Origin of the sequence: Enterobacter sp. Res13-Sevr-PEC09-46, from assembly GCF_015672585.1 — a bacterium.
In the GTDB taxonomy this organism is placed as follows: domain Bacteria; phylum Pseudomonadota; class Gammaproteobacteria; order Enterobacterales; family Enterobacteriaceae; genus Enterobacter; species Enterobacter hormaechei_C.
In genome coordinates this window covers 30,025-43,968 of the sequence record NZ_JADABR010000001.1, presented here as the reverse complement: position 1 = coordinate 43,968, position 13,944 = coordinate 30,025, and the positions used below count along the sequence as shown (strand labels likewise).

Here is a 13,944-nt window from a genome sequence, read left to right as displayed (position 1 = left end):
GGGGGTATTTATCTGTTTGAGTGACTCTCTGCCAGTTCGGCGCAGAGTTGTTTTGCGGCGAGGATAATACGCGGGCTGGCGCGTTCAAACCAGTCGCTGTTGAGTGCGATGACCGGAATTTTAAGCTGCCGATGCCAGAATTGTTCTATTTTAGGAATCTCGCTCGCATTTCCGACCACCACAATGGCCTGCGGTTGTCGCGCAAGAACCTGCTCACGACTGACCTGGGGCCAGGGAACCCGGCTTTCGGCAAAGATATTTTCACCTCCACAGGTTTCAAGCACCTGGTTCTGGATCGAGCCTTTCCCGGTAGTGAACAGCGGCTGGCTGCCAAATTGCAGAAAAACGCGTTGTTTCGGTTGCGTGCCGTATCGGGCTTTTAGCGCGGCATAGTCGTTGAGCATCTGCTGTGCAGCCTGCCCGGCGCGTTGGGGGGTAGGGCTGAAAGGCGCGAGGTCACGGAGGGTTTGCGCCACCTGTTCGATGCTCACCGCGTCCACCCATTTCACCGTTATTCCCAGCGAAGAGAGCTGGTTCACCTGCCGTTCGGCATTACCGCCGCGCCAGGCGAGGACCAGATCGGGCTTTAGCGCCACGATGCGTTCCAGGTTCATTCCCTGCCAGGTGGCAACCTGTTCGATATGGGCGGCCTGCGGTGGATAATCGGAAAAGCTGCTCACCGCAACGGGCGTGATCCCGGCGGCAAACGCCAGTTCCGTATTGGCAGGAGAGAGAGTGATCACCCGCGGCGCGGCGATGAGCCAGGCCGGAGCGAGCAGAAGCAGGGCGACCAGCGCCCTGAATGACACCTTACCCACGCGCCAGTTTCTGCACCAGGGTTTCCACCATCACGGTGGACTGTTTCGCCGCAACGGCCAGGAATTCGTCGAAGCTGATGTGGGACTGCTGGTCCGCCACGTCAGAGATAGCGCGAACGACCACGAACGGCACGCTGAAGTTATGGCATACGTGCGCGATGGCCGTGGCTTCCATCTCAACGGCCACAGCCTGCGGGAAGTTATGACGGATTTTCGCCAGACCGACAGAGCCGTTGATAAAGGCATCGCCGCTGACGATCAGGCCACGCACCGCATTGAGGTTCAGCTCGTTAATGCAGCTTTCAGCGGCGGCAATCAGCTTATCATCCGCTTTAAACCCGGCCGGGCAGCCCGGAAGCTGACCATATTCGTAGCCGAATGCGGTGACATCTGCATCGTGGTAACGCGCTTCGTCGGAAACCACGATATCGCCCACTTTCAGCGTCGGCGCCAGACCGCCCGCAGAACCCGTATTAATGATAACGTCAGGCTTGCAGCGCTCAAGCAGCAGGGTCGCGCCCAGTGCCGCTGCAACTTTACCGATGCCTGATTTCAGCAGAGCCACGTCAACACCGTTCAGCTGGCCGGTGTAGATCTCACAGCCACCGAGGGAGAGGGTCTGACGGTTCTCAATTTTGTCACGCAGCAGCGTAACTTCTTCTTCCATTGCACCAATAATGCCGATTTTCATAGATTTACTCGCGATGTGCCTTGTTAAGATGCATAGTCTATCATGCGGTTAAGGGGAAACGCATTCTCACGCGGGGGAGCACATGGCACCAATCGATTTTCGCACCAAAATTAACTGGCACCGACGTTTCCGTTCGCCACAGGGCGATAAGAGCGAACATGAGATCCTGCGCATTTTCGAAAGCGATCGCGGACGCATCATCAACTCGCCCGCCATCCGTCGGTTACAGCAAAAAACCCAGGTGTTCCCGCTGGAGCGTAACGCTGCGGTGCGTACGCGGTTAACGCACTCCATGGAAGTGCAGCAGGTGGGGCGCTACATTGCGAAAGAGATCCTCAGCCGCCTTAAAGAGCAACGTCTGCTGGAAACCTACGGACTGGATGAACTGACCGGGCCGTTCGAAAGCATCGTTGAGATGGCCTGCCTGATGCACGATATCGGCAATCCTCCCTTTGGTCATTTCGGCGAGGCCGCCATCAATGACTGGTTTAAACAGCGGCTTTTTCCCTCTGACGCCATAAGCCAGCCGCTCAGCGATGACCGCTGTGTGGTACGCGATTTATGCCTGCGTGAAGGCGAAGATAGCCTGAACGATCTGCGCCGTAAGGTGCGCCAGGATCTGTGTCATTTCGAAGGTAACGCGCAGGGGATCCGTCTGGTGCACTCCCTGATGCGGATGAATCTGACCTGGGCCCAGGTGGGCTGTATTCTTAAATACACGCGTCCCGCATGGTGGACCGGAGAAACGCCCGCCACGCATAGCTACCTGATGAAAAAACCGGGCTATTACTTATCGGAAGAAGCATACATCGCGCGGTTGCGTAAAGAACTGTCTCTGACCCCTAATGGCCGTTTTCCATTGACATGGATTATGGAAGCGGCTGATGACATTTCTTATTGCGTGGCCGATCTGGAAGACGCGGTGGAAAAAAGAATATTCAGCGTCGAGGAGCTGTATCAGCATCTTCATGATGCCTGGGGAGAGCATGAAAAAGGTTCTCTGTTTGCGCAGGTCGTCGAGAATGCCTGGGATAAATCGCGTTCAAATTCGCTGAGCCGCAGTACCGAAGATCAGTTCTTTATGTATTTGCGGGTGAACACGCTGAATAAACTGGTGCCGTATGCGGCCGCCCGTTTCATTGATAATTTGCCGATGATATTTAGCGGGGAATTTAATCACGCCCTGCTGGAAGATGAGAGCAGTTTTAGTCAGCTTCTTGAATTATATAAAAACGTGGCTGTTCGCCATGTTTTCAGCCACCCGGATGTCGAGCAGCTGGAGCTGCAAGGATACCGGGTTATCAGCGGGTTGCTGGAGATTTATGGCCCGCTGCTCCAGCTGACGGTCGATGAGTTTAGCGAGCTGGCAAATAATGAACGTGTTCGCCGCCTGCCGATTGAATCTCGTCTCTATCAGAAGCTTTCAACCCGCCACCGGCTGGCATACATTGAAGCCGTCAGTAAAATAGATCGCCATTCTTCCCAATGGCCAGTCATGGAATATTATTATCGCTGTCGTCTTATCCAGGACTATATCAGCGGGATGACAGATTTGTATGCCTGGGATGAATACCGCAAGCTTATGGCCGTTGAATAAGCCATGAGTTTTGTAAAGACGACCAATAAATTTTTACTTTTTCCATAAACTTAATCCCGGAACTAAGCGGTATAAAACGAATCTGAGTTACACAGCAATTTTGCGTTATCTGGTAAATCGAGATTGAGAAACATGAAAAAAACCACATTAGCAATGAGTGCACTGGCTCTGAGTTTAGGTTTAGCGCTGTCCCCTCTGGCGATGGCGGCCGAGACAGCTTCCTCGGCAGCGACTGCGCAGCAGATGCCAAGCCTGGCCCCGATGCTCGAAAAAGTGATGCCATCGGTGGTGAGTATTAACGTTGAGGGCAGCACGACCGTCAATACGCCGCGTATGCCGCGTAATTTCCAGCAGTTCTTCGGCGATAATTCGCCATTCTGCCAGGACGGCTCGCCATTCCAGAGTTCTCCGTTCTGTCAGGGCGGCGGCGCAGGGGATGACGGTCAGGGCGGCGGCCAGCAGCAGAAATTCATGGCACTCGGCTCGGGCGTTATTATTGATGCAGCGAAAGGCTACGTGGTGACCAATAACCACGTGGTAGATAATGCTAACACCATTAAGGTGCAGATGAGCGATGGCCGTAAATTCGATGCCAAAGTGGTCGGTAAAGATCCGCGCTCTGATATCGCGCTGATTCAGATTCAGGATCCGAAGAACCTGACGGCGATTAAGCTTGCCGACTCTGACGCGCTGCGCGTGGGTGACTACACCGTCGCCATCGGTAACCCATTTGGTCTGGGCGAAACCGTGACCTCGGGTATCGTCTCTGCGCTGGGACGTAGCGGCCTGAATGCGGAAAACTATGAAAACTTCATTCAGACGGATGCGGCCATTAACCGTGGTAACTCCGGCGGTGCGCTGGTTAACCTGAACGGTGAGCTGATCGGTATCAACACCGCTATCCTGGCACCGGACGGTGGCAACATCGGTATTGGCTTTGCTATCCCGAGCAACATGGTGAAAAACCTGACTGCGCAGATGGTGCAATATGGACAGGTGAAACGCGGTGAGCTGGGGATCATGGGTACCGAACTGAACTCCGAGCTGGCGAAAGCGATGAAAGTGGACGCTCAGCGCGGCGCATTCGTAAGCCAGGTCATGCCGAACTCTTCGGCGGCGAAAGCCGGCATTAAAGCGGGTGACGTGATCACCTCGCTGAACGGTAAGCCGATCAGCAGCTTTGCCGCCCTGCGTGCGGAAGTGGGTTCTATGCCAATCGGCAGTAAAGTGACCCTCGGCCTGCTGCGTGAAGGTAAGCCGGTTAACGTGAGCCTGGAACTGCAACAGAGCAGTCAGAATCAGGTCGATTCCAGCACCATCTTCAGCGGTATTGAAGGTGCCGAGATGAGCAACAAAGGGGCAGATAAAGGCGTGGTGGTGAACAACGTGAAAGCGAACTCACCTGCTGCCCGTATCGGCCTGAAAAAAGGTGATGTGATCATGGGGGCTAACCAGCAGCCGGTGAAAAACATCGCTGAACTGCGCAAAATTCTCGACAGCAAGCCGTCCGTGCTGGCACTGAATATTCAGCGTGGTGATACCTCTATTTATCTCCTGATGCAGTAATCTTCTTAAGCCCCTGTTCGCAGGGGCTTTCTCGTTTCTGTGACCTTTCCCACAACTCCATACATCTCTCTCTGCCTTTGGGCATCTGCACAATGCAGCCTTAGCTGAATTTCCCTATTCTTGAGCTCTGCTCACGGGAGGGTTATATGGCTGGCTGGCATCTTGATACCAAAATGGCGCAGGATATCGTGGCGCGAACCATGCGCATCATTGATACCAATATCAACGTAATGGATGCCCGCGGGCGCATTATCGGCAGCGGCGATCGTGAGCGTATTGGGGAATTGCACGAAGGGGCGTTGCTGGTGCTCTCTCAGGGGCGCGTGGTCGATATCGATGACGCCGTGGCGAAACATCTCCACGGGGTCCGTCAGGGGATCAACCTGCCGCTGCGTCTGGAAGGAGAGATTGTTGGCGTTATCGGTCTGACCGGCGATCCTGAATCGCTGCGTAAATACGGCGAGCTGGTCTGCATGACGGCGGAGATGATGCTGGAGCAGTCGCGTCTGATGCATCTGCTCGCCCAGGACAGCCGCTTGCGTGAAGAGCTGGTGATGAATTTGATTCAGGCTGAGGAGCACACGCCTGCCCTGAGCGAATGGGCGCAGCGTCTGGGTATCGACCTGAATCAGCCGCGCGTAGTCGCCGTTATTGAGGTGGATAGCGGCCAGCTTGGTGTGGACAGCGCCATGGTGGAGCTACAGCAGCTGCAAAACATGCTGGCGACGCCGGAGCGTAACAACCTGGTGGCGATTGTCTCTTTGACGGAAATGGTGGTGCTCAAGCCTGCGCTTAATCAGTTTGGTCGCTGGGACGCGGAAGATCATCGTCGCCGCGTTGAGCTGCTCATCGAGCGTATGAAGGAGAACGGACAGCTCCGTTTTCGCGTCGCGCTGGGAAATTATTTTACCGGGCCGGGAAGTATTGCCCGTTCATGGCGAACGGCGCGCACCACCATGATGGTGGGTAAACAGCGCATGCCGGAGAGCCGCAGTTATTTCTATCAGGATCTGATGCTGCCGGTCCTGCTCGACAGCCTGCGCGGCGGCTGGCAGGCCAACGAGCTGGCGCGTCCGCTGGTGCGTCTGAAAGCAATGGACAACAACGGGCTGCTGCGCCGCACGTTGCAGGCGTGGTTCCGGCATAACGTGCAGCCGCTGGCAACGTCAAAAGCGCTGTTTATTCACCGTAATACGCTGGAGTATCGGCTAAACCGGATCTCGGAACTGACGGGGCTGGATTTAGGGAATTTTGACGACCGGCTACTGCTGTATGTGGCGTTGCAGCTGGATGAACAGAGATGATGCTGTTTGCCGGGTGGCGGCTTCGCCTTACCCGGCCTACATGTGTTCGTAGGCCCGGTAAGCGAAGCGCCACCGGGCAATAAAACGGCTCATTTGTTACGCGTCAATTTCTCAAGATCCGCTTCAATCTCGCTGATCTTATTGGTGACTACGCTTTCCAGGTGACGCAGGTCGTCAAGGATCTTACGTTTCAGATCGACTTCGCTGCGATCGCGCTGGCAGATTTGATCGAGTTCGTCGATCACGTAGCGCAGGTTAGGGCTGATTTCCTGTACTTCTTTATATCCCTGACCGATACCGTCAGCGACAACGGTCTTACGCTGGCGAGGGTATTTAAACTTCACGCTTTTGGCGAAGAACTCTCCTTTGTCCTTGTGAAAATAGATTTTCAAAATATCGTTATTGGCTTCCTGGCGGAGACTATAACGATCAATTTCATCAGGATTGGTAATGCCCAGACTTTTCAGATTATCGTACATAGCGGTACCCTTGATCTCAACATAACCTATGAATAATTAACGAAAAAATCTATTTTCGCCACCTTCGGATATAAAAAAAGCGGGGTTGCCCCCGCTTTTTGTTATACCCGATTAATCGATGGTTCGCAGCAGTTCATTGATGCCCACTTTACCGCGCGTTTTTGCGTCCACTTTTTTCACGATGGCCGCGCAATACAGGCTGTATTTGCCATCTTTAGACGGCAGGTTGCCGGAAACCACAACGGAACCAGCTGGAACGCGGCCGTAGTGAATTTCACCGGTTTCGCGATCGTAAATACGGGTGCTCTGGCCAATATAAACGCCCATGGAGATCACAGAACCTTCTTCGACGATCACGCCTTCAACCACTTCGGAACGTGCGCCGATGAAGCAGTTGTCTTCGATGATGGTTGGGTTAGCCTGAAGTGGCTCAAGAACGCCACCGATGCCCACACCGCCGGACAGGTGAACGTTTTTACCGATCTGCGCGCAGGAGCCGACGGTAGCCCAGGTGTCCACCATGGTGCCTTCGTCAACGTAGGCGCCGATGTTCACGTAGGATGGCATCAGCACGGTGTTGCGTGCGATGAAGGCACCCTGACGAACGGCCGCCGGTGGTACTACGCGGAAGCCCTCTTTCTGGAAGCGCGCTTCGTCGTAATCCGCAAATTTCATTGGCACTTTATCGAAGTAGCGGCTTTCTGCTCCGTCGATAACCTGGTTATCGTTGATGCGGAAAGAGAGCAGCACAGCTTTCTTCAGCCATTGATGAGTAACCCACTGACCGTCGATTTTTTCTGCCACGCGCAGCGCGCCGGAATCCAGCAGGGAAATAACCTGGTTTACCGCTTCACGGGTCACGGTATCCACATTTGCCGGAGTGATGTCGGCGCGACGCTCAAAAGCGGACTCAATAACGTTCTGTAACTGCTGCATTGTTTACTCTTTCCATTTCACTAAAAAACACGTCACCCTTTATCGTTTGGATTGAGGGCTGCTGTCAACCGTTGTTGCACTTCAAGTTGCAGGTCATTATTAAGGGCACGCCGGTCGGCCGTCGCGATTATAAATAAATCTTCTACTCGTTCGCCAATGGTTGTAATTCGGGCGCCGTGAAGCGAAATTCCCAGATCGGCAAAAACCTGACCGACGCGGGCGAGCAGCCCTGGCTGGTCGAGCGCAATCAGCTCAAGGAACGATTTACGGTCGGTATGGGTCGGCAGGAAATTGACCTCGGTATCGACGGTAAAGTGGCGCAGTTTTGCCGCCTGACGACGCGGCTGCGGAGGTTGCCAGCTGCGCTGGGTAATCGCCTGCTCGAGGCCAAAGCGTATCCCCTCATGCCTGTCCGACGACAGCGGGCTGCCGTCCGGCTCCAGCACAATAAAGGTGTCCATCGCCATGCCGTCGCGGGTGGTAAAAATCTGCGCGTCGTGCACGCTCAGGTTACGCCTGTCCAGCTCGGCACAGACCGCTGCAAACAAATAAGGCCGGTCCGGACTCCAGATAAAGATCTCTGTCCCGCCGCGCGTGGCCTGCGGGCTGAGCAGAATCATCGGTTTTGTCAGGTCGTGCTTCAGCAGATGCCGGGCGTGCCAGGCAAGCTGGTTTGGGCTGTGGCGCACAAAGTAGTTGGCGCGACAGCGCGCCCAAATCTGATGCAGCGCCTCTTCGTTGATGTTATCCATGCGCAGCAGGGCCAGCGCCTGCAACTGATGGTGGCGCACACGCTCGCGCATGTCGGGGGTGTTCTGCATCCCGCGACGCAGCTGTTTTTCGGTGGCGAAGTAGAGTTCGCGCAGCAGGCTCTGCTTCCAGCTGTTCCACAGGGTTTCGTTGGTGGCGCAGATATCGGCTACCGTCAGGCAGACCAGGTAGCGCAGGCGGTTCTCCGTTTGCACTTCCTCGGCGAACTGCTTGATCACTTCCGGATCCTGAATATCACGACGCTGAGCAGTAACTGACATCAGCAGATGATGGCGAACCAGCCAGGCGATAAGCTGCGTTTCACGCGAGTTCAGGCCGTGCAGCTCGGCAAATTTCAGCACGTCCTGCGCACCGAGTACGGAGTGGTCGCCGCCGCGACCTTTGGCGATATCATGGAACAGGGCGGCGATCAGGATCAGCTCCGGGTGCGCCAGACGTGGCCACAGATCAACGCACAGCGGATGGCGGGATCGCGTCTCTTCTTTAGCGAAGCTTTCCAGCTTCAGCATGACGCGGATTGTGTGCTCATCTACCGTATAGGCGTGAAACAGGTCGAACTGCATCTGCCCGACAATATGCGACCACTGGGGCATATAGGCCCACAATACGCTGTGACGGTGCATCGGCAGCAGACCGCGGCTGACGGCGCCCGGATGACGAAGCATGCTCAGGAACAGCGAGCGCGCCTCCGGGATGTAACACAGCGGCTGCTTCAGATGGCGTCGTGCATGGCGCAGATGACGCAGGGTGGTGGAGTAGATCCCGGTGATCGTGCTGTTGCGCACCATGGTGTAGAACATTCGCAGGATCGCTTCCGGTTCGCGGATGAACAGCGTTTCGTCGCGCAGATCGATAAGCGTGCCGCGCAGCTGAAATTCGTCATCAATCGGACGCGGTTTTTCGTCTGCCGTCAGCGCGAGGATCGCCTCATCGAACAGCTGTAACAGCATCTGGTTTAGCTCAGAGACGCGGCGGGTGACGCGGAAGAAATCCTTCATCATTTGCTCGACCGGCTCGTTGCCCTCGCCCTGGTAATTCAGGCGCTGCGCCACGCTGAGCTGTCGGTCAAACAGCAGGCGGTTATCGTAGCGGGTGACTTCCAGGTGCAGGGCAAAACGGATGCGCCACAGCAGATGCAGACACTCATTGAGTTCGTTACGTTCGGCTTCGGTCAGAAAACCAAACCCGACCATTTCGTCCAGTGATGTTGCTCCAAAATGTCGACGGGCGACCCATTGCAGCGTGTGGATATCGCGCAGGCCACCGGGGCTGCTTTTAATATCCGGTTCGAGATTATAGCTGGTACCGTGATAACGCTGGTGGCGCTGGTTTTGTTCTTCGACTTTCGCGGCGAAGAATTTTTCCGAAGGCCAGAAGCCGTCGCTAAAGATGTGCTTTTGCAGTTCGAGGAACAGCGCAACGTCGCCAATCAGCAGGCGGGTTTCAATCAGGTTGGTGGCGACGGTCAGGTCAGATAACCCTTCCAGCAGACACTCTTCCAGCGTGCGTACGCTGTGGCCCACTTCCAGCTTTACGTCCCAGAGCAGGGTCAACAGTTCACCGATTTTCTGCGCCCGATCGTCCGGCAGTTTTTTACGGCTTAAGATCAGCAGGTCGATATCAGAGAGTGGATGCAGTTCACCCCGGCCATAGCCGCCGACCGCAACCAGCGCGACGTCGCTCACCTGTCCGAAACCGTAGTCGATCCACAGACGTTGCAGGAGCTGGTCGATAAATTCGGTGCGCGCTTCAATGAGCTGCTCGGCCGAAACGCCTGCGTCAAATGCGCTACCCAGCCAGCGATGGAAAACCTCCATGTGGGCTTTGATATGCGCGCAGGTCAGCTCATGCGGTGGCCAGACGCCCGGGTTATCAGGCTGGTCGGGGAGGGTGGGAAGTGCTGTGTTAGCATACTGTTCGGGTAAGAGATTACTCATCGTGCGCCACCCATAAGAAAAAGCTATCGCCATTAAAAAAGCCGGCATTCGCCGGCTTCTTATCACTCAATGTTCGTCAGTATCGCCGGGATGGTGTCATCCTTGCGCAACGTCATAATTTCGCAGCCGTTGTCTGTAACCACAATAGTATGCTCGTACTGGGCAGACAAGCTTCTGTCTTTGGTTTTTACCGTCCAGCCATCTTTCATGGTACGGATGCGGTAATCACCCGCGTTGACCATTGGTTCGATAGTGAAGGTCATGCCCTTTTGCAGCACTACGCCGCCGTCGTCTGCATCGTAGTGCAGAACCTGCGGTTCTTCATGGAACACACGACCAATACCGTGACCGCAATATTCGCGCACCACGGAGAAACCTTCCGCTTCCACAAATTTCTGGATTGCGGCGCCGATGGTGCGCAGGCGGATGCCCGGCTTCACCATTTTCAGCGCCAGGTAGAGGCTCTCTTGCGTCACTTTGCACAGACGCTCGCCCAGAATCGTTGGCTTGCCAACGATGAACATCTTAGAAGTGTCGCCGTGGTACTCGTCTTTAATCACGGTCACGTCGATGTTGACGATGTCGCCATCTTTCAGCAGTTTTTCGTTGTCCGGAATACCGTGGCAAACCACTTCATTAATAGAGATGCAGACGGATTTCGGGAAACCGTGATAGCCAAGGCAGGCGGAGACCGCGTGCTGCTCGTTGACGATATAGTCGTTACAGATGCGATCCAGTTCGCCAGTGCTGACGCCCGGTTTCACAAACGGCTCGATCATTTCCAGCACGTCCGCGGCCAGACGACCGGCGACGCGCATCTTTTCAATTTCTTCAGGTGTCTTAATAGAGATAGCCATGTAATCTGTCCATCGGTGTCGATTTTTTCGACAATACTAGTGTAAGTGTTGTCAATGGTATCAGTCAGGCGCACCCCGTGCCAAATTGAGAATCATTAACAGCACACTCCGCCAACAATTATTGGTTTCTGGCCGTGTTTTGTGATATAAAGCGCGCCGGACTTCCGATCCATCTCAGATACACAGGCTGGACGGGAGCGACAAATCTCACTTTGTGTAACAACACACACGTATCGGCACATATTCCGGGGTGCCCTTCGGGGTCGGTAATATGGGATACGTGGAGGCATAACCCCAACTTTCAATATAGAGGTTTTAAACATGGCAACTGTTTCCATGCGCGACATGCTCAAGGCTGGTGTTCACTTCGGTCACCAGACCCGTTACTGGAACCCGAAAATGAAGCCTTTCATCTTCGGCGCACGTAACAAAGTTCACATCATCAACCTTGAGAAGACTGTACCAATGTTCAACGAAGCCCTGGCTGAGCTGAACAAGATCTCTTCCCGTAAAGGTAAGATTCTGTTCGTTGGTACTAAGCGCGCTGCAAGCGAAGCTGTGAAAGATGCTGCTAACAGCTGCGACCAGTTCTTCGTGAACCATCGCTGGTTGGGCGGCATGCTGACCAACTGGAAAACTGTTCGTCAGTCCATCAAGCGCCTGAAAGATCTGGAAACCCAGTCTCAGGACGGTACTTTCGATAAGCTGACTAAGAAAGAAGCGCTGATGCGTACTCGTGAACTGGACAAGCTGGAAAACAGCCTGGGCGGTATCAAAGATATGGGCGGCCTGCCAGACGCGCTGTTCGTAATCGATGCAGACCACGAGCACATCGCAATCAAAGAAGCTAACAACCTGGGTATCCCGGTATTCGCTATCGTTGATACCAACTCCGATCCGGACGGTGTTGACTTCGTTATCCCGGGTAACGACGACGCAATCCGTGCTGTTAGCCTGTACCTGAGCGCTGTAGCTGCTACCGTTCGTGAAGGCCGTTCCCAGGATCTGGCTTCTCAGGCGGAAGAAAGCTTCGTAGAAGCTGAATAATAAGGTTTTACCCCTTATTAGTACCGTGTATGAATAGGGGCCCATTATCGGCCCCTTTTTTCAATTTATACTGTTTGGCTCCCGGCCGGGCAGTTCACATCTCCCGAGGATTTAAGAATGGCTGAAATTACCGCATCCCTGGTAAAAGAGCTGCGTGAGCGTACTGGCGCAGGCATGATGGATTGCAAAAAAGCGCTGACCGAAGCGAACGGCGACATCGAGCTGGCAATCGAAAACATGCGTAAATCCGGTGCGATCAAAGCAGCTAAGAAAGCAGGCAATGTTGCTGCTGACGGCGTGATCATCACCAAAATCGACGGCAACTACGGCATCATTCTGGAAGTTAACTGCCAGACTGACTTCGTTGCTAAAGATGCTGGTTTCCAGGCATTTGCTAACAAAGTTCTGGACGCAGCGGTTGCAGGCAAAATCACTGACGTTGAAATTCTGAAAGCACAGTTCGAAGAAGAGCGTGTAGCGCTGGTTGCTAAAATCGGTGAGAACATCAACATCCGTCGCGTTTCTTCCCTGGAAGGCGATGTTCTGGGCTCTTACCAGCACGGCGCGCGTATCGGTGTTCTGGTTGCGGCTAAAGGCGCTGACGAAGAGCTGGTTAAACAGCTGGCAATGCACATCGCTGCAAGCAAACCAGAATTCGTTAAGCCAGAAGACGTGTCTGCTGAAGTGGTAGAGAAAGAGTACCAGGTTCAGCTGGACATCGCGATGCAGTCTGGTAAGCCAAAAGAAATCGCAGAGAAAATGGTTGAAGGCCGCATGAAGAAATTCACCGGCGAAGTTTCTCTGACTGGCCAGCCTTTCGTAATGGATCCAAGCAAGTCTGTTGCTCAGCTGCTGAAAGAGCACAACGCTGATGTAACTGGCTTCATCCGCTTCGAAGTGGGCGAAGGCATCGAGAAAGTTGAGACTGACTTCGCAGCAGAAGTTGCTGCAATGTCCAAGCAGTCTTAATGATTGAAAAGGAGCCGCCTGAGGGCGGCTTCTTTTTGTCACCCGTCTCACGAAATCAGACAGGCTCCAGTATCGCTGTGCTGATTTGCGACATATCATGTCGCCAGAATTAACCCCATCTTAATCGTTGACAGTCTCAGGAAAGAAACATGGCTACCAATGCAAAACCCGTGTACAAACGCATTCTGCTTAAGCTGAGTGGCGAAGCGCTGCAAGGATCGGAAGGCTTCGGTATTGACGCAAGCATCCTTGATCGCATGGCACAGGAAATCAAAGAACTGGTCGAACTGGGTATTCAGGTTGGCGTGGTCATTGGAGGTGGCAACCTTTTCCGTGGTGCTGGTCTGGCGAAAGCGGGGATGAACCGCGTAGTGGGCGACCACATGGGTATGCTGGCAACCGTGATGAATGGCCTGGCGATGCGTGATGCGCTTCATCGCGCCTATGTGAACGCTCGCCTGATGTCCGCTATTCCTTTGAATGGCGTATGCGATAACTACAGCTGGGCAGAGGCCATCAGCCTGCTGCGCAACAACCGCGTGGTGATCCTCTCCGCCGGTACGGGTAACCCGTTCTTTACCACCGATTCCGCAGCCTGCCTGCGCGGTATCGAAATCGAAGCCGATGTGGTGCTGAAAGCGACCAAAGTAGATGGCGTGTTTACTGCCGACCCGGCAAAAGATCCTTCCGCGACCATGTACGATCAGCTGACCTACAGCGAAGTGCTGGAAAAAGAGCTGAAAGTGATGGATCTTGCCGCCTTTACGCTGGCTCGTGACCACAAACTACCGATCCGTGTCTTCAACATGAACAAGCCTGGCGCGCTGCGTCGCGTTGTTATGGGCGAAAAAGAAGGCACTTTGATCACGGAATAATTTCCGTCGGCGATAAATACAGGTAAGATTCCGCTTTATTTCGACGTGGTATCTTACCCGGGCGCGCCTTTGGCGTTGTCATGAATTAAACGCGACT

Annotated in this window: 12 protein-coding genes; 6 read left to right on the top strand and 6 right to left on the bottom strand. The window is 54.3% G+C overall.

Annotation, left to right across the window (positions count from 1 at the left end; translation table 11 throughout):
* Window positions 1-8: 8 nt before the first annotated feature.
* Entirely contained in the window at window positions 9-818 is an 810-nt protein-coding gene (gene btuF, locus IMQ56_RS00210) for a vitamin B12 ABC transporter substrate-binding protein BtuF (protein WP_017383741.1), read from the bottom strand.
* Window positions 811-1,509 (bottom strand): 5'-methylthioadenosine/S-adenosylhomocysteine nucleosidase, encoded by a 699-nt coding sequence (gene mtnN / locus IMQ56_RS00205; protein ID WP_003856223.1) that lies wholly within the window; start codon window positions 1,507-1,509, stop codon window positions 811-813. Before mtnN ends, btuF begins: the two co-directional genes overlap by 8 nt.
* Window positions 1,510-1,591: 82 nt before the next feature.
* On the opposite strand from mtnN, the gene dgt reads away from it, so the two are divergent.
* The 3 genes from dgt to IMQ56_RS00190 all read left to right on the top strand — a co-directional run bounded on the left by dgt (window position 1,592) and on the right by IMQ56_RS00190 (window position 5,976).
* Complete coding sequence (gene dgt / locus IMQ56_RS00200) at window positions 1,592-3,106, top strand: dGTPase (RefSeq protein ID WP_015572717.1); 1,515 nt, start codon at window positions 1,592-1,594, stop codon at window positions 3,104-3,106.
* 132 nt (window positions 3,107-3,238) lie between these two features.
* On the top strand, window positions 3,239-4,672 hold the full coding sequence (degP, locus tag IMQ56_RS00195; RefSeq protein ID WP_015572718.1) for a serine endoprotease DegP: 1,434 nt from the start codon (window positions 3,239-3,241) through the stop codon (window positions 4,670-4,672).
* Between the two features lie 146 nt (window positions 4,673-4,818).
* On the top strand, window positions 4,819-5,976 hold the full coding sequence (locus IMQ56_RS00190; protein ID WP_003856217.1) for a CdaR family transcriptional regulator: 1,158 nt from the start codon (window positions 4,819-4,821) through the stop codon (window positions 5,974-5,976).
* Between the two features lie 89 nt (window positions 5,977-6,065).
* Here IMQ56_RS00190 and IMQ56_RS00185 read toward each other — a convergent pair whose 3' ends face one another.
* The 4 genes from IMQ56_RS00185 to map form a co-directional block, all read right to left on the bottom strand.
* Window positions 6,066-6,455 carry a DUF3461 family protein gene (locus IMQ56_RS00185; RefSeq protein WP_015572719.1) on the bottom strand — a complete coding sequence of 130 codons (390 nt, stop codon included), beginning with the start codon at window positions 6,453-6,455 and terminating at the stop codon, window positions 6,066-6,068.
* A gap of 111 nt (window positions 6,456-6,566) precedes the next feature.
* Window positions 6,567-7,391: a 2,3,4,5-tetrahydropyridine-2,6-dicarboxylate N-succinyltransferase gene (dapD, locus tag IMQ56_RS00180; protein WP_196063536.1), complete on the bottom strand. Its 825-nt coding sequence runs from the start codon at window positions 7,389-7,391 to the stop codon at window positions 6,567-6,569.
* A 32-nt stretch (window positions 7,392-7,423) separates the two neighbouring features.
* Window positions 7,424-10,099: a bifunctional uridylyltransferase/uridylyl-removing protein GlnD gene (gene glnD / locus IMQ56_RS00175; RefSeq protein WP_003856210.1), complete on the bottom strand. Its 2,676-nt coding sequence runs from the start codon at window positions 10,097-10,099 to the stop codon at window positions 7,424-7,426.
* Window positions 10,100-10,161: 62 nt separating this feature from the next.
* The gene (gene map / locus IMQ56_RS00170; RefSeq protein WP_032652626.1) at window positions 10,162-10,956 is read right to left on the bottom strand and encodes a type I methionyl aminopeptidase; all 795 of its coding nucleotides are present in this window, start codon (window positions 10,954-10,956) and stop codon (window positions 10,162-10,164) included.
* A gap of 321 nt (window positions 10,957-11,277) precedes the next feature.
* Between map and rpsB the strand changes: the two genes are divergently transcribed.
* The 3 genes from rpsB (at window position 11,278) to pyrH (ending at window position 13,847) form a co-directional block, all read left to right on the top strand.
* Window positions 11,278-12,003, top strand: coding sequence for a 30S ribosomal protein S2 (rpsB, locus tag IMQ56_RS00165; protein ID WP_003856207.1), 726 nt, complete (start codon window positions 11,278-11,280; stop codon window positions 12,001-12,003).
* Between the two features lie 117 nt (window positions 12,004-12,120).
* A complete protein-coding gene (gene tsf / locus IMQ56_RS00160) occupies window positions 12,121-12,972 on the top strand; it encodes a translation elongation factor Ts (RefSeq protein WP_023303106.1) in 852 nt (283 codons plus the stop codon).
* Between the two features lie 149 nt (window positions 12,973-13,121).
* A complete protein-coding gene (gene pyrH / locus IMQ56_RS00155) occupies window positions 13,122-13,847 on the top strand; it encodes a UMP kinase (protein WP_002889306.1) in 726 nt (241 codons plus the stop codon).
* The last annotated feature ends 97 nt before the right edge of the window (window positions 13,848-13,944 follow it).